The 22,276-nt window shown below is 40.4% G+C and carries 20 protein-coding genes and 1 tRNA gene; 6 read left to right on the top strand and 15 right to left on the bottom strand.

The genetic code is table 11. The features are described 5' to 3' along the window. Positions 1–53: 53 nt before the first annotated feature. A complete protein-coding gene (locus tag BANVL01_RS05760) occupies positions 54–377 on the bottom strand; it encodes a hydrolase (protein WP_066091081.1) in 324 nt (107 codons plus the stop codon). A 213-nt stretch (positions 378–590) separates the two neighbouring features. Here BANVL01_RS05760 and BANVL01_RS05765 point away from each other — a divergent pair, with 213 nt between their 5' ends. Both BANVL01_RS05765 and ytzI read left to right on the top strand, forming a co-directional pair. Beyond that, positions 591–848 (top strand): DUF6154 family protein, encoded by a 258-nt coding sequence (locus BANVL01_RS05765; RefSeq protein ID WP_066091084.1) that lies wholly within the window; start codon positions 591–593, stop codon positions 846–848. A gap of 115 nt (positions 849–963) precedes the next feature. Further along, positions 964–1,134 carry a YtzI protein gene (gene ytzI / locus BANVL01_RS26560; protein WP_082804876.1) on the top strand — a complete coding sequence of 57 codons (171 nt, stop codon included), beginning with the start codon at positions 964–966 and terminating at the stop codon, positions 1,132–1,134. Positions 1,135–1,174: 40 nt separating this feature from the next. On the opposite strand, the gene BANVL01_RS05770 is transcribed toward ytzI, so the two are convergent. Continuing rightward, entirely contained in the window at positions 1,175–1,648 is a 474-nt protein-coding gene (locus tag BANVL01_RS05770; protein WP_024030136.1) for an S-ribosylhomocysteine lyase, read from the bottom strand. Between the two features lie 141 nt (positions 1,649–1,789). On the opposite strand from BANVL01_RS05770, the gene yidD reads away from it, so the two are divergent. After that, positions 1,790–2,035, top strand: a complete 246-nt coding sequence (gene yidD, locus BANVL01_RS05775) for a membrane protein insertion efficiency factor YidD (RefSeq protein ID WP_066091088.1) — start codon at positions 1,790–1,792, stop codon at positions 2,033–2,035. Here yidD and BANVL01_RS05780 read toward each other — a convergent pair. Continuing rightward, positions 2,010–2,582, bottom strand: a complete 573-nt coding sequence (locus BANVL01_RS05780; protein WP_066091092.1) for a beta-class carbonic anhydrase — start codon at positions 2,580–2,582, stop codon at positions 2,010–2,012. The two genes, yidD and BANVL01_RS05780, sit on opposite strands and share 26 nt — an antisense overlap. 204 nt (positions 2,583–2,786) lie before the next feature. Between BANVL01_RS05780 and BANVL01_RS05785 the strand changes: the two genes are divergently transcribed. After that, a complete protein-coding gene (locus BANVL01_RS05785; protein WP_066091095.1) occupies positions 2,787–3,728 on the top strand; it encodes a metal ABC transporter solute-binding protein, Zn/Mn family in 942 nt (313 codons plus the stop codon). 113 nt (positions 3,729–3,841) lie between these two features. Further along, entirely contained in the window at positions 3,842–4,000 is a 159-nt protein-coding gene (locus BANVL01_RS26565) for a DUF1540 domain-containing protein (RefSeq protein ID WP_066091098.1), read from the top strand. Between the two features lie 232 nt (positions 4,001–4,232). Here BANVL01_RS26565 and menC read toward each other — a convergent pair whose 3' ends face one another. The 6 genes from menC to BANVL01_RS05815 all read right to left on the bottom strand — a co-directional run bounded on the left by menC (position 4,233) and on the right by BANVL01_RS05815 (position 11,676). After that, complete coding sequence (gene menC, locus BANVL01_RS05790) at positions 4,233–5,339, bottom strand: o-succinylbenzoate synthase (protein ID WP_066091101.1); 1,107 nt, start codon at positions 5,337–5,339, stop codon at positions 4,233–4,235. After that, entirely contained in the window at positions 5,336–6,817 is a 1,482-nt protein-coding gene (locus tag BANVL01_RS05795) for an o-succinylbenzoate--CoA ligase (RefSeq protein WP_066091104.1), read from the bottom strand. Before BANVL01_RS05795 ends, menC begins: the two co-directional genes overlap by 4 nt. Before the next feature lie 68 nt (positions 6,818–6,885). Then, entirely contained in the window at positions 6,886–7,704 is an 819-nt protein-coding gene (gene menB / locus BANVL01_RS05800) for a 1,4-dihydroxy-2-naphthoyl-CoA synthase (RefSeq protein WP_066091108.1), read from the bottom strand. Between the two features lie 14 nt (positions 7,705–7,718). Next, positions 7,719–8,525 (bottom strand): 2-succinyl-6-hydroxy-2,4-cyclohexadiene-1-carboxylate synthase, encoded by an 807-nt coding sequence (gene menH / locus BANVL01_RS05805; protein WP_066091111.1) that lies wholly within the window; start codon positions 8,523–8,525, stop codon positions 7,719–7,721. Next, positions 8,526–10,274: a 2-succinyl-5-enolpyruvyl-6-hydroxy-3-cyclohexene-1-carboxylic-acid synthase gene (gene menD, locus BANVL01_RS05810; RefSeq protein ID WP_066091114.1), complete on the bottom strand. Its 1,749-nt coding sequence runs from the start codon at positions 10,272–10,274 to the stop codon at positions 8,526–8,528. It lies immediately after the preceding gene. A 1-nt stretch (position 10,275) separates the two neighbouring features. After that, positions 10,276–11,676 (bottom strand): isochorismate synthase, encoded by a 1,401-nt coding sequence (locus BANVL01_RS05815; RefSeq protein WP_066091117.1) that lies wholly within the window; start codon positions 11,674–11,676, stop codon positions 10,276–10,278. Between the two features lie 345 nt (positions 11,677–12,021). Between BANVL01_RS05815 and BANVL01_RS05820 the strand changes: the two genes are divergently transcribed. Next, positions 12,022–12,960 carry a 1,4-dihydroxy-2-naphthoate polyprenyltransferase gene (locus BANVL01_RS05820; protein ID WP_066091120.1) on the top strand — a complete coding sequence of 313 codons (939 nt, stop codon included), beginning with the start codon at positions 12,022–12,024 and terminating at the stop codon, positions 12,958–12,960. Between the two features lie 35 nt (positions 12,961–12,995). Here BANVL01_RS05820 and BANVL01_RS05825 read toward each other — a convergent pair whose 3' ends face one another. From BANVL01_RS05825 to BANVL01_RS05850, 6 genes are all read right to left on the bottom strand, one after another. Then, complete coding sequence (locus BANVL01_RS05825) at positions 12,996–15,389, bottom strand: glycogen/starch/alpha-glucan phosphorylase (RefSeq protein WP_066091123.1); 2,394 nt, start codon at positions 15,387–15,389, stop codon at positions 12,996–12,998. After that, entirely contained in the window at positions 15,379–16,830 is a 1,452-nt protein-coding gene (gene glgA / locus BANVL01_RS05830; RefSeq protein ID WP_066091126.1) for a glycogen synthase GlgA, read from the bottom strand. Before glgA ends, BANVL01_RS05825 begins: the two co-directional genes overlap by 11 nt. After that, positions 16,827–17,858 carry a GlgC family sugar phosphate nucleotidyltransferase gene (locus BANVL01_RS05835; RefSeq protein WP_066091132.1) on the bottom strand — a complete coding sequence of 344 codons (1,032 nt, stop codon included), beginning with the start codon at positions 17,856–17,858 and terminating at the stop codon, positions 16,827–16,829. Before BANVL01_RS05835 ends, glgA begins: the two co-directional genes overlap by 4 nt. A gap of 38 nt (positions 17,859–17,896) precedes the next feature. Beyond that, positions 17,897–19,042: a glucose-1-phosphate adenylyltransferase gene (locus BANVL01_RS05840; RefSeq protein WP_066091135.1), complete on the bottom strand. Its 1,146-nt coding sequence runs from the start codon at positions 19,040–19,042 to the stop codon at positions 17,897–17,899. After that, positions 18,972–20,933, bottom strand: coding sequence for a 1,4-alpha-glucan branching protein GlgB (glgB, locus tag BANVL01_RS05845; protein WP_066091138.1), 1,962 nt, complete (start codon positions 20,931–20,933; stop codon positions 18,972–18,974). The genes BANVL01_RS05840 and glgB overlap by 71 nt, the downstream gene beginning before the upstream one ends. Before the next feature lie 1,261 nt (positions 20,934–22,194). Then, positions 22,195–22,266 (bottom strand) — tRNA-Glu (locus BANVL01_RS05850). Positions 22,267–22,276 lie beyond the last annotated feature (10 nt).

Raw genomic sequence — 22,276 nt, forward strand, 5'->3', positions numbered from 1 at the left:
TTATAACGGAAAAAAGGAAAATCCTTAAATAATTTGGATTTTCCTTCTAGCCGTTAATCTCCATTCGGCAAAATATTCATATTTTCAATATGGCTTTTGGCTTCATCATCACCCAGCTTATGTAGCATGCCATATACTTGCTGTATTGTACTGTCGTACGCATCGTTTGAGCGGTCATGGTGATATTCAAGATAGGGTATATGGGCTCTGAAAAAGTTTTTCCACTCGGTCGAATAATTTTGATTAAACAACTCACGTAACTCGGTAATTTCTTCATCAGTTGCTTGTATTTTATAGCTCCATGTTGAACCTGTGGCACTTTGGGAGATTCCCCCAGTACCAACATCAATATAATAGGTCTTCTTCTGCTCTTCCATTATGTCATCCCCTTTTCTTTTTATTAATCCACAAACAGATAAAATTTATTCTTTTTCAAAATTCGACTCATTTTTTAGAAATGAATACGTTATAATAAACATACAATCGAGAAAACAGATTTTTCAGTTAATTCAAGATGTGAAATGGAGGGATTATTTAAGCTTTTTAAGGGAATGGAATAAGTATGAGTAAAAATTTAGGAGGTGATACAAATGAAATTAGTCGATGAATTATATGAAATGTACCGGAACAAGCTAACCGGCGATGAAGAGGATATTGATATGCTTGCCTTTGCCTTTTTAGAAGAGATGTCGCAAGAAGACCTGCTTGCATTAATCCAGGAAATGGATAAACAAGAACTTTATGACCTAATGGGTTTATACCTTATTGAAAGCTTAAAGGGGAAATTCGCTAAAGAGGAGTACGGCCAACAACGCACGAATACCTACTATCCTAGAAATATTCATTGATTTTACATACCAAAATAAGAGGAAGCTGAAAACAGCTTCCTTTTTTATGCCTTTTGTACTTAATATATGAGTTTTTCATGTTACAATGTAGTGGTAAAGGGGGCACTAGAAAATGTTGAATACGATATTAGTAATTAGTATTATTATTGTCATTGTCGTTTTGCTTCTCGCGGTTATTACCACTTCAAAAGCCTATACGTATAAACATACTGTTGATCCATTAGAAAATAACCCATATGTCGACCTAGAGTTGACAGAACAAGAACAAGACCAAAAGAAGGCGTAAAAAAATTCCTATTCTTAGCGAATAGGAATTTTCCATATTATTAGGCGAATACTTGTTTTAAATCGTCTTTGCTTTGCTCAAGCCAGAAACGCATTAATCGTTTCGCACCTTCTAAATCATGGAGCTTTGCTTGGCCGCATTGGCGCTCATTTGCCGCTGGAATTTCGGTAATTTCAACCGCATCCTTCATAGTATCCTCAAGCAGATCAATAATTTCCTCCACAGTCGGCTCGCCGCTGACTACTAGGTAATACCCAGTCTGGCAACCCATAGGCGAGATATCAATAATATCGAAGTGGTCATACTTCTCAGAATGGTTGCGCAAATTAAAGGCAAGCAGGTGCTCTAGTGTATGAATCACATCAGGCTTCATTGCCTGTTTATTTGGCTGGCAAAAACGGATATCATATTTATTCACAACGCCGTCACTTCCTACCTTATGGACACCGCAATGTCTTACATAAGGGGCTTTCACAGCATTATGATCTAAATCAAAGCTTTCAACTGAAGGCATGAATATCACTCCTTATTTCATCTATTCCCTATCATACTATAAATTCCGAGTTTTTTCATCCACTTAATCAATTTTACCAATTTAGACTAAAAAAAAATTATATGGTATCGTGTAAGTAATTAGTAAGAAGGAGATCATTCGATGTTGAAAAAAGTCTTTCTATCCATTATTCGTTTTTACCAGGTTGTTATTTCACCCTTAAAACCACCAACATGCCGATTTTATCCAACGTGTTCGCATTATGGCTTAGAAGCAGTTCAGCGCTTGGGTGCTTTAAAGGGAGGCTGGCTTACCATTAAGAGAATAGCAAAATGCCATCCTTTTCATCCAGGTGGTTTAGACCCGGTTCCTGAGAAAAAGCCTACGCCTGATAACCATCAACAATGAGATCAAGCTTTCCTGTTTTAGGGTCAATGACCAATCCATGTACCGGTACACCATTCGGCATTAACGGATGATGTTTAATAATGTTAACGCTTTGCTCTACACTTTCTGTCACATTATCAAATCCATGAAGCCACTGTTTAATGTCGATACCGGAATAATCTAGCGTATCAATCGTTTCTTCGGAAATGCCTCGTGCTTTCATACTCTCAATCACGGGCTCTGCTATTAAGCCGCTCATTCCACAATCATAATGAGCAATAACTAAAACTTCCTCTGCCTTCAATTGATATATCGCAATCAAAATACTCCGCATAATACTTCCAAAAGGGTGTGAAACAAGCGCTCCAGCATTTTTAATCAGCTTGGCATCACCATTTCCCAAGTTTAGAGCCTTTGGCAATAATTCCAGCAATCGTGTATCCATACAAGTGAGGATCACCATTCGTTTATTAGGAAATTTGGTTGTTTCATATTTCTCATATTCATGAGCTTCTACAAATTTCTTATTATGGTCTAGAATTTCATTTAATAATGTTAATTTGTTCATATAAAATTCCACCTTTCTTTTTCAGCATACATAAAAGACAATGTTTATTTCAAATTTTATACTTGCATTTTGGCGATTTTTTTTGTAAGATTACTAAGGAAATCGGAATCGTTCCGTATTACACATTCATTTCTTTTCTAAATATAAAAAATTTTTCGACTTTAAATCGTAATTAATCCGATTTAAAAACTTTAAGGAGCCTTTATGAAAAAAATTATTCTTTTTATTTTTTTACCATTGAGTCTGATATTATCCGCCTGTACAAATGATAAAGATTTGTCACATACAAATAAAGACCAGTTAACAATCTATACAACAGTGTTTCCTTTGCAATATTTTACTGAACGGATTGGCGGCAAATATGTCGACGTAAAAACAATCTATCCTCCAGGTGCCGATGAACATACCTTTGAACCATCTCAAAAGGATATGATGAACCTAGCAGATTCAGACTTATTTTTCTACATTGGGCTCGGACTTGAAGGCTTTGTAGAAAAAGCAAAAGGAACGTTGAAAAACGAAAATGTCTCCTTAGTGCCTACTGCCGATAAGCTGCAGTTACCAAAAGATGTTCATGCAGATGAAGAAGATGAAGATGGGCATGATGACCACCACCATGGGGATGTAAACCCGCATGTATGGCTTGATCCGCTTTATTCAAAGGAAATGGCGGCAGTTATTCGTGATCAATTAGTTAAAAAAATGCCACAAAACAAAGAACTTTTCACTGAAAACTATCAAAAACTTGCATCAGAATTAGATGAACTAAACGCTCATTATGAACAAACCATTACGAATGCAAAGCATAAAAAAATTATTGTTACTCATGCAGCGTTTGGCTATTGGGAACAGCGTTACGGGATTGAACAAATAAGTATTTCAGGGCTTTCGACGACAAATGAACCGACACAAAAGGAACTAGAAAAAATTATCTCTGTCGCTGACCATGAGGGCTTACACTATATTCTGTTCGAACAAAACGTGCAATCTAAACTGGGCAGGGTCGTTCAAAAAGAAATTAGTGCTAAAGCATTACCAATTCATAATCTCGCTGTATTATCCAAAGATGACATTAAAAATAAAGAAACTTATTTTTCTTTAATGAATAAAAATCTTGAGTCATTAAAAACAGCTTTAAATAACTAAATTTTGGTTTGTTAGCCAATTCTCACATCAGTTTCCTTTCATTTTCGGGCATGCTGTTATCGAAATCAGCAAATGCTATGTCTGTATTACCGAAACTTTAAGGAGTGATACGGATGGCACAAGATGTTTTATGTGAAGTGAATAACTGTACGTTTTGGGCTAATGGCAATAAGTGCAGTGCCGATAGAATCTACGTTGTCAGCCATACTGGACAGACGGCTGATTCAACTAAAGAAACCGATTGTCAAACTTTTGAAGCAAGTGATTTATAGAAGAAATGAACCAGGCATCTTATCCGCCTGGTTCTTTTTTTTGCTGTGTTAAAAGTGAATGTTGATTTCCGTTCCAGGCGCTTCGCTTTCCGCGGGGCGGGCGGTGAGCCTCCTCGGCGCTAAAGCGCCTGCGGGGTCTCACCTGTCCCGCTGATCCCGCAGGAGTCTCGCGCCTTCCACTCCAATCAACATTGTGATCAAAATCAACAATATTCTTTAACTCAGCCTTTTTTTAAAATACAAATTTCCTCTTGGATAATAGTGTTTCTTGAAGTCTTTTTTCATTTATTTCAAACCCGATACCCGGGGCCTTTGGTACGGTAATATTGCCATTTTCAACGGTTACGTCTGGAGCGATAATGTCTTCTTCCCAAAACCGGCTGGAGCCGGATATATCACCTGGAATGGAGAATCCAGGAAGTGAAGCGAGTGCAATATTATGAGCACGGGAAATGCCAAATTCAATCATCCCGCCGCACCAGACAGGAATTCTCTTTTCGTAGCAATAATCATGTATTCGTTTGGCTTCATACAGCCCGCCAACCCGGCCTACTTTAATATTAATCACCTTACAGCTCCCAAACTCAATTGCCTTTCTAGCATCATCAAAGCTACTGATGCTTTCATCTAGGCATATAGGCGTCTGGATTTCTTTTTGCAGCACAGCGTGTTCGATGATATCGTCATGTGCCAGCGGCTGCTCGATCATCATCAAGTTAAATTCATCAAGAGCCTTTAGATGGTCAATATCTTTTAATGTATAGGCCGAATTGGCATCTGCCATAAGCGGAAGGTCAGGATAATGGCGGCGAATTTCTGCGAGAAAAGAATAATCCTGATTTGGATTTATTTTCACTTTGACACGCTGATACCCCTCTTCGATATATTGTTCAATTTGCTGCAGTGCTTTGGCTGTTGAATCGGTTGCAACGACGACGCCAGACGCAATAATTTCGCGTGTGCCGCCAATCATTTTAGAAAGAGGCTCTGAGTGGCTCTTTGCATCCAAATCCCATAGGGCCGTTTCCAAGGCTGCCTTTGCCATATTGTTTCTCCTTATCGAACTGAAAAGATGTGACGCCTCCTCAGGACGATTAATTGGATGTTTTTGCAGCAAGGGAATCAAAATATCCTTTAACATATGCAAACTAGTTTCGACCGTTTCTTCGGTATACCATGGCGTAGAAAAAGCCACACCTTCGCCAAACCCTGAAAGGCCATCCGTGTTGGTTACCTTTACAATGATGCCCTCGCGGTCTTCCACGGTTCCTAAATGGGTTAGAAATGGGGACTTTAAGGGCATGCGAATCACATAAAGCTCAATTGATGCTATCTTCATTTATCAGCCACCCGCTCCCTCAGCTGTCTTCGCAGCAGTTTTTTCGCTGCATTTCTAGGAAGCTTTTCAATAAAGTAAAATGCCTTCGGCACTTTGTACTTTGCAAGTCTTTCTCGGCAAAATTCTTGGAGCTCATCCGCAGATACCGTATTGTTTTTTACGATAAAAGCAATCGGCACTTGCCCCCATTTCGGGTCATCAATACCTGTCACCCCTGCATCAGCAACTGCAGGATGAGCTAACAGCGTTGCTTCGATTTCAGCTGGATAAATGTTTTCTCCGCCGGAAATGATTAAATCAGAACGACGATCGAGGACATACAAAAACCCTTCCACATCTAAATAGCCTATATCTCCGGTGGAAAACCAGCCATCATGAAACTTTTCTTCCGTTGCTTCTGGACGATTTAAATAACCTGGTGTAACATTTGGTCCTTTTACGGTTATTTCACCAGCTTCCCCGGCTTCTGCTGGTAAGCCGTTATCACGGACAATTTTGAGCTGTGCAGGGAACAAAGGCTTTCCAGCGGAACCGAGCTTTGTTAGGCTATATTCTGGAGAAAGTGTTACGATTTGCGAGGAAGATTCAGTCATACCGTACGTTTGAAAAACTGGAATATCCTTCTCCACACATGCCTGTAATAATGGTAACGGTGCAGGACCACCACCTAACAGCATACAGCGGAAATGCTCCGGAAGCCTCCTGTCTTCAAGCTTTTCAACTATCCGTGAAAGCATTGTTCCAACCACTGACATGATAGTAACCTTTTTTCCGGCAATATCAGCAATCGTCTGTTCCACATCAAAGTGTTCATGAAGAACAATCGGCATCCCATAGATGACACTGCGCATGAGAATCGAAAACCCGCTAATGTGGAAAAGCGGAACCGAACAAAGCCAGGAATCACTCTCCATAAAGCCCAAATTTAATGCCGAGCCAACAGAACTCCACCAATGGTTTCCATAAGTCTGAAGAACACCTTTTGGGTTCCCGGTTGTGCCCGATGTATACATGATGGTACAGATTCCCGAAAGGCTAATTTCATCTTTAATAGCTGGCACTGCTGGTTCCATTTGAAAAAGCCGCTCTTTTGTAATGGTGTTCAAACCGGTAATTTGTTTGTGAATTTCAAGTTCGATTTCGGCAAAAGAATCTTCAAGGATCAGGGATGCTGCTTTCGAATCATTCAATTGCCAAACAAGTTCGGCAGGGGTTAAACGATTATTCAAGATGACCGCTTTGACCCCTAATAGCTGGAGGGAAAACAAAATGACCACGGTATCAAGATGATTTTTCAATAATACGCCCACAAACTGGTCTTGTTGAATACCAAAAGCCTGAATCTGGCCTGCTGCTTTAAGAGAGCGGTAATAAAGTTCTTTAAATGTTAATGTTTGTTCCTTAAAATAAACAGCTGTTCTTTCAGGGGTAAGAAAAGCTCTATTCTTTAAAAAATTCGGCATTGTTTCGTTTTGCATTTTGGCACCTTCTCTTTTATATAAAAACAGCCTGATGGATACCATCAAGCTGTCGTAAAAGCTTAAAATCAAGGAAAACGCGGGAATTGACCGAAATCAGGCTTACGCTTTTCTTTAAAGGAATCACGGCCTTCTTTTGCTTCTTCTGTTGTATAGTAAAGCAGTGTCGCATCGCCAGCCAATTGCTGCAGACCTGCTAAGCCGTCTGTATCTGCATTCATGGCTGCCTTCAAGAAACGAAGCGCAGTCGGGCTCTTCTCAAGAATTTCTTCACACCATTGGAGGGTTTCCTCTTCTACCTTTTCAAGAGGAACAACCGTGTTAACTAAGCCCATATCAAGCGCTTCCTGGGCACCGTACTGACGGCATAAGAACCAGATTTCACGCGCCTTTTTATGGCCGACAATTCTTGCCAGGTAACCTGAGCCGTAACCAGCATCGAAGCTGCCCACTTTTGGTCCTGTTTGGCCAAAAACAGCATTGTCCGCGGCAATCGTTAAGTCACAAACGATATGAAGGACGTGGCCGCCGCCAATCGCATACCCCTTAACCATGGCAATAACCGGCTTTGGAATAACACGAATTAAACGCTGCAGATCCAGAACATTAAGACGCGGGATTTGATCCTCACCAACATAGCCGCCATGACCGCGGACACTCTGGTCGCCACCGGAGCAAAATGCCTTTTCTCCAGCACCTGTTAACACAATAACCCCAACATTTGAATCATCACGTGCATATGCAAAAGCATCAATCAATTCCATAACCGTTTTTGGTGTAAAAGCATTATGTACATGCGGGCGGTTAATTGTGATTTTTGCAATTCCATTATACGTTTCATATAAAATTTCATCATATTTGCGTCCTGCAACCCATTCTACTGTCAAAATAAAAACCTCCTTTATTTATGTAAAAATCCACTTACTATTGTACCAAACTTTTGCCGTTCTTCCACATGAATTGCATGACCACTGTTTTCAACGGTAATCCAAGTGCCGTTTTTTAGATTTTTCAGCATTGCTTTGGCAATTCTGCAGAACTTTTCATCTTCTGCGCCTGTCACCAATAATACCTCACATTCCAGCTGCATTAAAGGGGCCCACCAAGAAGGCTGTGAGCCGGTTCCCATGCCAAGTAAACTATGGGCAAGTCCTACAGGAGAATTGGCCAACCGAGTAGCCCTAATTGATTCATTAATTTTCTTAGGAAGCCGCTTCATCGTTGAAAATAGGGGAATCTCTTCCCAATAATCCACAAACGGCTTAATGCCATTTTCACTAATAAATTTTGCTAATTCGGCATCTTTCATACGGCGAAATACTCTCTCTTCCTCTGTCATGAGGCCGGGAGAAGCACTTTCTAATACTAATTTTCGCACCCTGTCGGGAAACAAAACGGCAAAGGTAAGGGCCAGCCTGCCCCCCATCGAGTAACCAAGCAAATCCACTTGATGCACATCCAACTCATCAAGGATACTCTTTAAGTCATTCGCAGCGGATTCGATTTGATATCGATGAATCTCCTCCGGCGACTCGGTTTTTCCATGTCCGATAATATCAGGGACAATTAAATTCGAGTGCTGACCCCAGTCATGACAAAACGATGTCCATGTGGATGCATCACCGGTAAATCCATGCAGCAGTAAAAGTGGAAAACCATCACCGCAAACTTCGACATGATAGCGAATCCCGTTAATCCACGCTTCCATTTACTTTGCCCCATAGACAAAATTTGATATTTCCTGGGAAACGGAGCGCCAAAATTCGCGGTGCTCGTCTCGATTACTATCTCTTTTTGTCACAACTTCGAAAACATGGATTCCTGTACTTTCTATCGTGTTTTTCATTTCTATGTCTAAGTGGTCCCAATCTGTAATTTTTGTGAAATTTCCATCAAACATCCGAACAGCGTGCTCAAATTCAAGATTTAGCGGCGTACCAAACAAAAGCTCAAAGTTTTTAGGGTGTTCTGATTGTGGCAGAAAAGAGAAAATTCCGCCGCCATTATTGTTTACAAGAATGATATGGATATCAATATTGTATAGCTTAGCTGCAATGAGTCCATTTAAATCATGGAAAAAGGTTAGGTCTCCGAGAACCAGATATAAGGATTTCGAATATAAAGCAGCTCCTAAGGCGGTTGAAACCGTACCATCTATCCCATTGGCCCCCCTGTTTGCCATGACCTTAATTGATTTCTCATTATTGAGGAAAAAACTATCCAAATCGCGGATTGGCATACTATTTCCCACAAACAGGGTTGCCCCCTCTGGCAGCATATCCGCCAATTGATAGAACAATTTACCTTCACTTAATTCGGTTAAGTCTTTAACAAGAGACATATTTTCTTTTGTAAGCTGGTTGACCCTTTGCCAATCCTGCAAAAATCCGGATGGAGAGTTGGTATCTAGCAAGCTTAACAGCTGTTCGCAAAAGATGGTCTCATTGCAAAAAATCATTTCTGTGGATAATGCTGACGGGTCACGCCAGCCGCCGCCGCCATCAATAACAAATTGCTCTGCACCGTGGTTTTCTTTTAAGAAAATCGTTAACGCTTTCGAAATGGGCATCGCCCCGAATCGTAAAACAACATCCGGCTGTAGAAAGGTTTTCGCGTCTTCATTTCTTAAAAAAGTATCATAGGTGTCAATTATATTTACCTTACTGTGGCTGCCGCTTCTAAGTTGTGATAAAGGGTCCGCTAAAATCGGAAAGTTTAAAGCCTGGGAAAGCCTAGTTACAGCCATTGTAAATCGATTATCGGCCGTGTTACCACAAACGATAATACCTCTTTCTTTACCCTTTATCTTTTCAGCAATGTCTTGAAAATGGTTATGTTCTAATGTTAAGTCTCCGTTTTGCACCTTTACATATCCTTTTGGCCGTTCCTCCAGCTGGAAGAGTTCCTCATCCAGTTTTGGAATGAGCGGTTCGCGGAATGGAAAATTCAAATGAACAGGTCCGGCGGGAGCCTGTGCGGCAATGGCTGCTGCCCGTGCACAAACGGTCCGGACATAGCGGATTATCTCCCTATTTCCCTCTGGTAACGCCATTTCGGCAAACCATTTTACATGCTGCCCATATAAATGGATTTGATTTATCGCCTGCGGTGCACCTACTTCTCTTAGTTCATGGGGCCGGTCAGCCGTCAAAACCACGAGCGGGACCCTGGAGGAATGCGCCTCGACAATCGCTGGAAAATAGTTCGCTGCAGCTGTACCTGAAGTACAAAGAATGGCAGCTGGCCTGTTTGTCGCCTTGGCAATTCCTAAGGCGAAAAAAGCAGCGGAACGTTCATCCACATGGATATGGACTTTTAACTCAGGATGTTCGGCCATCACCATTGCCATCGGAGTAGATCTCGATCCTGGACTGACAACAACATCGGTAATTCCTGAAGAATAAAGCTCTGCCACAAAGGCAGCAATATAAGCGGTTAATGATTCTTGATGACTCATATTATTTTCCTCCAAGAGCTCGAAGCATCGGTGTAAACTTCAAACTCGTCTCTAAATATTCACTTTCTGCTTCCGAATCGGCAACGACACCACAGCCGGCAAACAATGATGCCTCTTCCCCCTGCAAGAGCCCGGAACGGATAGAAACAGCAAATTCACCATTGCGCCGATAATCTGCCCAGCCTAATGGTGCTGCATAAAAACCACGGTCAAGCAGTTCTACCTGGCGGATTTTTTCAACGGCTGCCTCTTTAGGGAGCCCGCCGAGAGCAGGTGTCGGATGAAGTCTTTCCACCAATAACATTAGTGAAGTATCTTTATGGCACTTACCGATGACTGGTGTATAAAGGTGCTGAATATCCCTTATTTTCATAAGCTGCGGCTTATCAGGCAAGATTATTTCATGGCATGATTCTTCTAAAGCTTCCTTAATCATTTCTACTACGTACTGATGTTCAATAAGGTTCTTCTGGTCCGTTAATAATTTCTCCCCTAAAAGCCTATCTTCCTGTTCCGTCTCCCCGCGGGAAATAGAACCGGCAAGACAAGTAGAAAAAATTTCATTCCCCTGCTTTTTAACAAGTCTCTCTGGAGAAGCCCCAATAAAACAATCGCCATTTGATTCAAAGGCAAAGATAAAGCTTTCTTGCTGCTGTGAGAATAAACGATCAAGTACATTCTCAGCCTCAATTTGTCCGTCAAAAATGAGCCGGAGCTCTCTGGCAAGGACTACCTTTTTTAAGGGGCCGTTTGTTAATTCTTTCACAACCCCATCAACAGACTCTTTCCATTTTTCCGGCATAATTTCATTGGTCCTTATTAGAGACGTCGACTTTGCTCGATAATTAGTGGTTATAGAATGCAGAATCAAATTTCTCTCTTCGATTATCTTACTAAATAAGGATAGATCATCATGGGAGGTACAAATGGCATTGGTTGTTAAATAAGCCTGCCCTCTAATGATACTCAATAAATATTTGGGTATATGGAACAAAGAATCGGCAAATTTGGACCAGAGCTCTGTTTTTTCTTTTAATGGATCAAAGGAAAATCCACCAAACATAACAGGACCAACAGCGATTTCAGTATATGTATTAAAAATGAGACTATCCTTTAAAAATTTCTCCCACTCTTTTTCAACATGAAAAAAGCGGTCAGTAACCTGATCCGACTGAATTTGTTTAGAAATTCCAAGTCCAACAAGGACAATTTCATCTGTTGGATCTTTCCAAAAAAAACGTTCCCCACAAAAGCGTTCTTTTCCTGCCTTAAAAAAGGCCAAAGGATTAACCGTGTCAATTTTATGAACTTCACTTACCAAAATAGGCCTGCCTAGTTCTTTTGCACGCTTAACAGCCAAAGCACCTCTTTCGTTTATTTCTGTTTCTTGAATGGTAACCAAACAAATCCCTCCAAAACAGCCGAAATGACTGTTATCCATTCATTTTATTGCTTATCTTAAGTTACTACCTTCATTGTAATGAAGTCAATAATAGTTGTCACTATCTATCCTTATTATATATCAAATCTTCACCTTGTGTTGACAAATGAACTTTTCAGTATTTTCATTATTATTATTTTCCCTCGAACCATTCAATAATAATCAGGCAGGGATTATCTTCTAATTTTGATAGCAAAAATCAATTGACACTAGTACGGGAATTCCATACACTAAGGGTTGGGCAATGACCTTTATCCTATTAAAATGAAATATTATATAGAAATTTTTAAAAAGGGAGAGAACAATATGCAGCCTAATTTACAGCAAAGTTCGAAACCTGCTGTTGAGTCAAATCGCGGTGTTCAAGTTTGGTGGCAAATGACGCGTCCCCACACGTTAACCGCTGCCTTCGTACCAGTATTACTTGGTACCGCATTAGCTCTTCGGAACGGGAAAATTCATTTCGGGCTTTTTCTTGCAATGCTGATCGCCAGTTTATTAATTCAAGCAGCAACCAATATGTTTAATGAATATTTCGATTTCAAACGCGGCCTTGACACTGAACACTCAGTCGGAATTGGCGGGACCATTGTCCGTGACGGAATCAAGCCAAAGACAGTTATCAATCTTGCTTTTGGCTTTTACGGTATCGCCTTATTATTAGGGATCTATATTTGTGCAAACAGCAGCTGGTGGCTCGCCATTGTTGGCCTAGTTTGTATGGCTGTTGGCTATTTTTATACCGGTGGGCCATTTCCGATTGCCTATACACCATTTGGTGAAATTTTTTCCGGTTTCTTTATGGGAATGCTGATTATCTTAATTTCATTCTTCATTCAAACGGGAACAGTTGAGCGCACAAGTATTCTTGTATCGATTCCGAGTATGATTTTGGTTGGTATGATTATGTTGTCTAATAATATCCGTGACCTCGATGGTGACAAAGAAAATGGCCGGAAAACAGTTGCTATTTTATTAGGAAAAAAGCAGGCCATTAACTTACTAGCAGGAATGTTCATTTTCTCTTATTTATGGGTTCTTGCCCTTATTATCAGCGGTGTGACGCCCGTTTGGACAGCCATCGTGATCCTAAGTGCACCAAAAGCAATTAAAGCGACAAAAGGTTTTATTGGAAACAGCTTACCAATCCAAATGGCACCTGCGATGAAAGCAACAGCGCAAACTAATACGATTTTTGGATTTTTACTCGCAATTGGAATTTTCATTGGACACTTTGTATCATAAGAAAAAGGCTTCTGCCATGTGGCAGGAGCCTTTTCTTATAAGGGTTTTATTCCCCATATGTCATCCGCATATTCCTGAATGGTGCGGTCACTTGAGAAATAACCGGCGTTCGCAATATTCACTAACGACTTTTGCTGCCATATGCGCTGATTCTTATATGTTTCCCCAATTTTCTCCTGAATGTCGGCATAGGAGGCAAAATCCTTCAGGACAAAATATTGATCATTCTCCTCCAAAAGGGAATCAAAGATTGGTTCGAATTCATTATACACCCCTGGGAAAAATCCATTCACAAGCTGGTCAACAGCTTGACGGATCCGATTATCATGATGATAGTATTCAACCGATTGGTATCCACCATGTTGATAATAGTGAAGAACTTCCTCTGCCGTTAACCCAAAAGTAAAAATATTTTTATCCCCGACCAACTCACGAATCTCAATATTTGCGCCATCTAATGTCCCCGCCGTCAGGGCACCGTTAATCATAAATTTCATGTTGCCCGTTCCCGAGGCTTCCTTACTAGCCGTGGAAATCTGCTCACTCACATCTGCTGCCGGAAAGATTTTTTCAGCAAGTGAGACACGATAATTCTCAAGGAAAATTACTTTCAGTTTGTCGTTCACTACTGGGTCATTATTAATTTTTTCAGCAGCGGTATTGATTAATTTGATAATTTTTTTGGCGTAATAATAACCAGGTGAAGCTTTAGCTCCAAAAATAAACACCCTTGGCACAAGCGAAAAACTTGAATCTTCCTTTATCCGATTATATAAGTGCATGATGTGTAAAACATTTAGCAGCTGGCGTTTATAGGCATGAAGCCGTTTCACCTGGACATCAAAAATCGCACCAGTGTCCACAGCTGTACCAGTCTTATCAAAGATGATCTTAGCCAGGGTTTGCTTATTTTCCTGTTTTATTTTTAACAGCTTTTCCAAAAATGCGGCATCATTTTGATAATTCAGAAGCTGATTCAAGTCGGTGGCTGAATAGGTCCAGTCGGGCCCAATCGTTTCCGTAATAAGGGAGGATAAGTTCGGATTTGCTTTTAACAGCCAGCGCCGGTGAGCGATCCCATTGGTTTTATTATTAAATTTCTCGGGAAAAAGCTGAAAGAAAGGTTTCATCTCCCGTTTCTTTAAAATCTCCGTATGCAGCTTTGCAACACCATTGACACTAAAGCTGCCGACAATAGCCAGATGAGCCATTTTGACATATTCATCAGCAAGAATCGCAAGTCTCGCAATCCGCTCCCAATCACCTGGCGTCTGATCCCACAGCTGTTGGCAGAATCGCTCATTAATTTCTTCAACAATCAGATAAATACGCGGCAATAGCGGGCGGAAAATGCGAATCGGCCATTTTTCTAATGCCTCTGATAAGGTTGTATGATTCGTATAAGAAATCGTATGTGTCGTAATCTGCCAGGCCTGTTCCCATTCAAACCCCTCCACATCGATTAGGATTCTCATCAGCTCTGGAATCGCAAGGACTGGGTGGGTATCATTGATGTGAATACAAACATGTTCATGGAGCTTGTTCAAGCTGCAGTGCTGTTTTCGGTAGTTTTTTAAGATTGATTGAATACTTGCCGACACTAAAAAATATTGCTGTTTAAGCCTTAAAATTTTCCCTTCATCGTGGGTATCATCCGGGTATAAAAACTCGGAAATTGCTTCTGTTTCCCGCTTATATTTTAAGATATCCTCATGGAATGGAAACTGGGACGGCTCCGCGTTCCAAAGTCTTAACGTATTAACGGTTTTTGCTTGAAACCCGAGTACTGGCATGTCGTGTGGGACAGCAGTGACCGTCTCTGCATTCAGATGATGAAAGACGAGTCGGCCGTTTTCCTGCTTTGCTTCCACCTTGCCCCAAAACGGAATTTTCACAGCACAATCCGCCTTGCGGATCTCCCAGACATTGCCGCTCCGCAGCCATTGCTCAGGCAGTTCGACTTGATAGCCATCGACAATTTTCTGCTCAAATAAGCCATGCTTATAACGAATACCGTGTCCGTGTCCAGGAAGTTTCAGCGAAGCTAGTGAATCTAAAAAACAGGCGGCCAGCCTTCCTAGGCCGCCGTTTCCTAAGCCTGCATCTGCTTCTAATTCCTCAAGCTCCCCCAAATCAATCCCCAGTTCCTGAAGACCAGCCTGCACCGTTTCTTCCACACCGAGGTTGATTAAATTTTGTCTTAAGAGTTTACCTAATAAATATTCAATCGAAAGGTAGTAAACTTGCTTTCCCTTTGCCGCGAGATATTTTTCATTGGTTGTAATCCAATCATGGCTAACAAATTCACGAATCATCTGGCCAAGAGTTTGATAATAGTCTCTTAACGTGGTTTCCGAAAAGCTCCTCCCAGATAACATCTCAAGCCTTTTTAGAAAATTCCCCTTAAATTCGGCTGTACTAGAAAACATGGGTTTCACTCCTCGAGATGAGTTCCGCATATAGCTGGTTATAGCGAAAAGCAGACTGTACCCAGCTATAATCCATCTCCATTGCTTGTTTTACAATCGATTCCCAAGTATCGGTATCATGGTAAAAACTTATTGCCCTTTGAATGGTCGCGAGCATTTCATGGGCATTGAAGTTTCGAAAGGAAAATCCATTTCCTTCGCCAGTAAATTCATTCCAGGCCTTTACCGTATCGTTTAAGCCGCCCGTCTCACGAACAATTGGAATTGCTCCGTATTTCATCGCAATCAACTGGCTGAGACCGCATGGCTCAAATAGGGATGGCATTAAGAACATATCTGCCGCTGCATATAGCTTATGTGCGAGTTCCTCATTAAAACCAGTATGAACCTTTAACTTCTCCGGGTAAATGCGGGCAGCCTGCCTTAAATGTTCTTCATTTTCAAAATCACCGGTACCTAAGATAATCACCTGTAAGTCCTCCTGCAATATTTCCCGGAGGACGCATTTAACTAAATCAAGCCCCTTTTGCTTTGTAAGCCTGGAAATCATCACTAATAAAGGAGTGCCTGGCTTTTGCCGCAAACCAAACTGTTTTTGAACTTCTCGTTTATTAATAAGCTTATTGCGCTGATCATCAGCTGAAAAGGGTTGATAGATCAATGGGTCTCCAGCTGGATTATAGAAGTCCTCATCGATTCCATTTAAAATTCCAACAATATCCTCATTTCTTTCTCTTAATAAACCCTCTAATTTTTCCCCGTAAACTTCAGTTTGTATTTCCTCTTTATAGGTCGGACTCACCGTCGTAATTTTATCAGCAGCGACAAGCGCTCCCTTCATAAAATTGATATTCCCGAAAAACTCTAAATGGCCTGGGTGAAAGGATTGATGATCCATCCCTAACAAATCTCCCAACACCTCTTTCGGAAAAACGCCTTGGAATTGCAGATTATGAATCGTAAATACCGTCCGCATTAGACCGTAGCCTTTTCTCTTGTAATACTCCGTCCTTAATAGATAGGGTATCATGGCGGTGTGCCAGTCATGGCAGTGGAGCACATCTGGGAAAAAGTCCAGCTCCGCCAGTGCTTCTAAGACGGCTCGATTAAAAAAAGCAAATCTTTCTCCATCATCAAAAAAGCCGTATAACTGTTCACGTTTAAAATAGTATTCATTATCGACAAAATAATAGGTAACCCCCTGATGTGTAAGCTCCTCGATACCGCAATATTGATTTCTCCAACCGACAGGAACAAAGAATTCTTTGAGCTTCTTCATTTCTTTCTTATAGTCATCAGAAATGGTTCCGTACTTAGGAAGAATGACCCTGACATCTGTTCCTAGACTTCTTAATTCTTTGGGAAGCGAACCGGCAACATCGGCAAGTCCCCCCGATTTTGCAAATGGCCCGCATTCTGAAACGGCAAATAATACTTTCACGAGTTCATCAACGCTCCTTGCTTTGTCCCCTTACGAATCACATAAGGTGAACGGGTTGTTCCGGTTAATTGAGTTCCGGCATCCACTTTCACATCTTTATCTAAGATTACCGAATCTAAATAACAATTTTCCTCAATTTGGCACTTTTGCATAATAATGCAGTTCTTAATAACTGCTCCCTTGCCTATCTTTACGCCGCGGGAAACAATGCTATTTTCCACCGTCCCGAAAATTTTGCACCCATTGGCAACCATCGCATTTTTTACACTTGAGCTTTTACTATATTTGGTTGGCGGCTCATCCTTTACCTTTGTAAAGATTGGCTGTTCTTTGATAAACAATTGCTTCCAAATATTGGATTCGAGCAGCTTCATACTAGTAGAAAAATAGTTTTCAATCGAATCTATCATCACGGTATAACCGTTATAATCATAGTGACAAATGGAATAATCGTTTTGAATAGCCGTTACAACATCCTTCATACAGGTATATCCTGTTTCATGTCTTGTTTCAATAAGTTTAATTAGTAAGGAGGTTTTGATTAAATACATTTCCATCGATCTGCCATCCTGGTGATGGATTTCGGTTATATCACATTTTGCCTGACTATGCCAATTTAATATGGGTCTAAAATCCATATTAAAAATCGTGTAACAGTTGGCGATAATCGAATACTCTTGTGTACTGCGATAAAAATAGTCCATATTGGCTGCAAAATGTTCAAACGATCCTATTTTATTGCCATCGTTATCGACAATCGGAGATGGGAAAAAGAAAAGGCCGTCCCTCTTGCGATTCAGATCCCAGTTTTTCCCCGAACCTAAATGATCCATTAGCGAGCGGTACTGCATTTTGGGAAAAATGGCCACACTGCGGATTCCTGAATTCACCATATTTGATAGAACAAAATCAATAATGCGGTACCGCCCCGCAAAAGGCAATGCGGCAAGTGATCGATGTGTTAAAAGATCTTCCAAATCCTCATGATAAGTAGTGGCATCAATAACGCCTAAAAGCTTTCTTTTCACTCCAAATTCCCTCCTGTTTTCCAACTAAAGACTATTATTTAATAGGCAGTGTAAAACTCGCTTAACATTTCTTCCGTAACAAGAATAATTTCATCATCAAAAGAGCGAATCACAGTCCCGTCTGGTACCTTTACCTCACACGGTACAATAGCTTTTTCAATTAAACAGTTTTTTCCTATCGTGGCATCCGGCATAATGACCGACTCTTTAATCATGCTGCCTTTTCCGACCGTTACGCCTTGAAATAATACTGATTTTTCGATGTCCCCTTCGATGGTAGAGCCTTCATTAATCAAAGATTCTTTAACAATGGCATCCGTAGAAATATACTGCGGCGGCTGATTCGGATTAACAGAATAAATTCTCCAGTCATGATCAAACAAATCTAACTCACATTCTTCATTTAATAAATCCATGTTCGCTTCCCAAAGACTTTGAACCGTACCGACATCCTTCCAATATCCTTTAAAAGGATAGGCGAACAATTTCTTATTTTCCTCAAGCAGCATCGGAATCACATCTTTCCCAAAATCGTGGCTCGATTCAGGATTGCGATCATCCATTTCTAAATATTCCTTCAGTATATTCCAACTAAAAATATAAATACCCATAGATGCTAGATTGTTTTTCGGATTGCTGGGCTTTTCCTCAAACTCTACTATTCTTAAATCCTCATTGGTATTCATAATCCCAAACCGGCTTGCTTCCACCCAGGGAACCTCAATTAAGGAAATCGTGACATCGGCCCTTTTTTCAATATGATATTCAAGCATGCTCTCGTAATTCATTTTGTATATATGATCACCTGAAAGGATTAATACATAATCAGGCTGGTATTGCTTTAAATAATTCATGTTCTGATAGATTGCACTAGCCGTTCCGGTATACCACTTTACTTCCGAAGATTCACTATATGGCGGTAAAACAGTTACCCCGCCATCTTTACGGTCAAGATCCCAGGCGCTCCCTATTCCAATATAAGTGTTTAACACCAGCGGCTGGTATTGAGTTAGAACCCCTACCGTATCGATACCTGAATTGGCACAATTACTTAACGTAAAATCGATAATTCTATATTTTCCCCCAAAGGGGACAGCCGGCTTCGCCAGATCCTTAGTCAGCGAATTTAGCCTGCTTCCTTTCCCCCCTGCTAACAGCATGGCTACGCACTTTTTCTTTGCCATTTCCTTTTCTCTCCTTTCGTTTATTAACGGGTCTGATTATTTGAAAACCAAATGGGGGAATGGATAAATTAAGTGAAAAAGGCTGGCCATGAAATGGCTCTTCCAACGCCAATATCGTTTTTTTATTTATCAATCCCGTCCCGCCGTATTCTTCTTGATCACTAGTAAAAATTTCTCGATATTCACCCGATTTAGGGACTCCAATCCTATAAACCGGATAGCTAATAGCTGTAAAGTTGCAAATAATGATGAGGTTATCCGCTTCTTTCTTCCCTTTTCGGATAAATGAGAAAATTGATTGCTTGCTGTTGTTGGCGTCAATCCACTCAAATCCATCCTGCAAATGATCCAATTCATATAGTGCCTTTGAACGGTTATACAGTTTAATCAATACTTTTACATATGCATTTAAATTGTGGTGCATGTCATAATCCATTAAGTTCCAATCAAGCTGTTCCTTATCCTTCCATTCGGAAAACTGGCCAAATTCAAAGCCCATAAATAGAAGTTTCTTTCCTGGATGGGCAAACATATAACCAAGTAACAACCTAAGCTGGGCAAATTTTTCCTGATAATCTCCCGGCATTTTATCTAGGAGCGACTTCTTCCCATGAACCACTTCATCGTGGGAAAATGGCAGCATAAAGTTTTCTAAATAGGTATATAAAAGTGAAAACGTGACTTTTGTATGAACCTCTGAGCGTGAGAATGGCGGAGTTTCTGCATATTCCAGCATGTCATTCATCCAGCCCATATTCCATTTGTAATCAAACCCAAGCCCGCCGTACTGAACGGGTACTGTTACTTGAGGGAAGTCGGTTGAATCCTCTCCTATCATTAAAAAATGCGGATCATATTCATGGACTTCCTTATTTAATTTTTGTAAAAAGTTAATTCCAAATGGATTTTCGCGTTTGTGTCCAGAAGAATTCGACCAATAAATGATATTAGCAACGGCATCCATCCGAAACCCATCAATATGGAAATAATCTATCCAAAAAAGTGCGTTTGAGATAAGGAAGCTTTGTACCTCTCCCTTTCCAAGGTCAAAGTTTGCAGTCCCCCATACTACATTTTCTCTATCACCAGCATGGCTGTAAGAATAAATATGTGTTCCATCAAAGCGGTATAAACCATGCGCATCCTTGCAAAAATGACCAGGAACCCAATCAAGGATAATTCCAATCCCATGCTGATGACATTGGTCAATAAGGTATCGAAAGTCGTCAGGTGTACCATACCTGGATGTGGTTGAAAAGTAACCTGTCCCTTGGTATCCCCACGAATCGTCGAGCGGGTGCTCGACAAGCGGCAATAATTCTATATGGGTAAAGCCATGCTCCACTACATATGGAATAAGTTCTGTGGCCAATTCTTTATAGGTAAGAAAGCTGCCGTCAGGTTTTTTTCGCCAGGATCCAAGATGGATTTCATAAATAACTGCAGGCTCTGATAAGAGGTTCCGTTTTTCCCTTCGCTTCATCCAATGGTCGTCTTCCCACTCATAACCGTTTAACGAATAAACAACTGAAGCAGTATTTGGCCTTAATTCCGAATAAAATGCAAACGGATCTGCTTTTAACAATCGATCCCCTGCTTGTGAGAAAATTTCATACTTATAAAGACTTCCTACTAGTTCTTGGTTTAAAACTAGGATCCATACTCCTTCATCATTAACCTTTTTTAATTCATATCCTTTACCATTCCAGTTATTAAAATCGCCCGTAAGCCGTACCTGGCTGGCATTCGGGGCCCATACGCAAAAACGTGTATAAACCTTGTCGGAATCCTTAAAGATATGAGCGCCAAAAAGCTGATGACTTTGAAAAAAATTCCCCTCGTGAAATAAGTGCAGCTGATAATCAGTCGGAAATAACGTGTTCACTGTCATGGCTCTCCTCATCCTCAATGAAAATATGTATTTCAAAGACCAATTATAAGTGCAAATGAAGCATATTCCTCGAAAAACTTTTTTATCTTTTCTGACAACAACTGATGAAAGATGTTATAATGAGGGATTTTTCAGCATATTTCAGCACAGAACGACACAAAATCCTGCAACATTCGACAGGAATCTTTAAAGTTTTTTATTATTTTTTTTAATAATTTGAGCAAAAAAATTATTTGATTATTAACAAAAGAATAGTCTGAAATTAGAACAATTATGGAGAATGTAAGCGGTACCAATATATTTAGGAAAATAGTTGAAGGAAATATAATATCTTAAAATAATGATTTTTCCATGAAAACACCCAGCTGATAGATAAAGAGTGAGGATAAATCTGGGACAATCAAAACGTGAACAAGAAAAACGGTGTGTTGCTGCCGTTTCTTTGTTAAACGGCACTTGAAACGTCTTAGAGTGCCCGTACTTGTCTTTTTCCCTTATTCACTGGCACTGCGAACCTCTTAGAGTGCCCTTAAAATGTTCCATTTTGATGTGCTTTTCTTAAAATACATTCCAAAATGAAAGTCGTATTGGCATGGTTATTGGAATATAAAGTAAAACTCGCCAGAGTAAATGGCAAGTTTCTTTATTAGGAATACAAAAACCTTATTTATATAAAATGTTACTTACTTGTGATACGGTTCACCGTAACACATCAAAATGAGGTTCTTTTGCATTTTTCAGCTAAAACTCATCCCCTTTTAAATAAGATGCCTTGTCCTTAATCGAGTAACCAGCAAAATAAAATAAGCGGAGATTTTCCTGTTAAATGCAGATTGGAGCTCATTTTGGGGTAAATAAGGGGAGATTTTCCGATTATATCAAGCAAAATCCCCCATTTTCGAGTTTTTTGAGTCAATAGGCGGAATCTCTCCGTCTATTTAAGCCTTTTTTAATAATAATTACCAATTAAGCGGAATTTTTCCGTCTATATATCAGCTCAGGTGCTTAACCTGATCCCCCAATCGATAAGTGCGGACCTTCTTGATTCTAGATGCGAGAATCAGCAGCTTTTTATCGCCCAGCATATAAAGATCAATAAAATTGGCACTCAAAACGGCACTGCAAATGACAGAGGTTTAGACCCTTTTTTCCTTTCTCGGGCACAATTAATTTTTTTGTGACCGGTGGACTCTTTTTTCCTTGATATAATTCCTAATAGAACACAAAAAAACTGATGAAAATTATCATCAGTTTTTTTGTATGACCCCTACGGGATTCGAACCCGTGTTACCGCCGTGAAAGGGCGGTGTCTTAACCGCTTGACCAAGGGGCCGTAAAATTTT

It is taken from the genome of Neobacillus novalis NBRC 102450 (assembly GCF_001591805.1).
Lineage (GTDB): Bacteria > Bacillota > Bacilli > Bacillales > Cytobacillaceae > Neobacillus > Neobacillus novalis.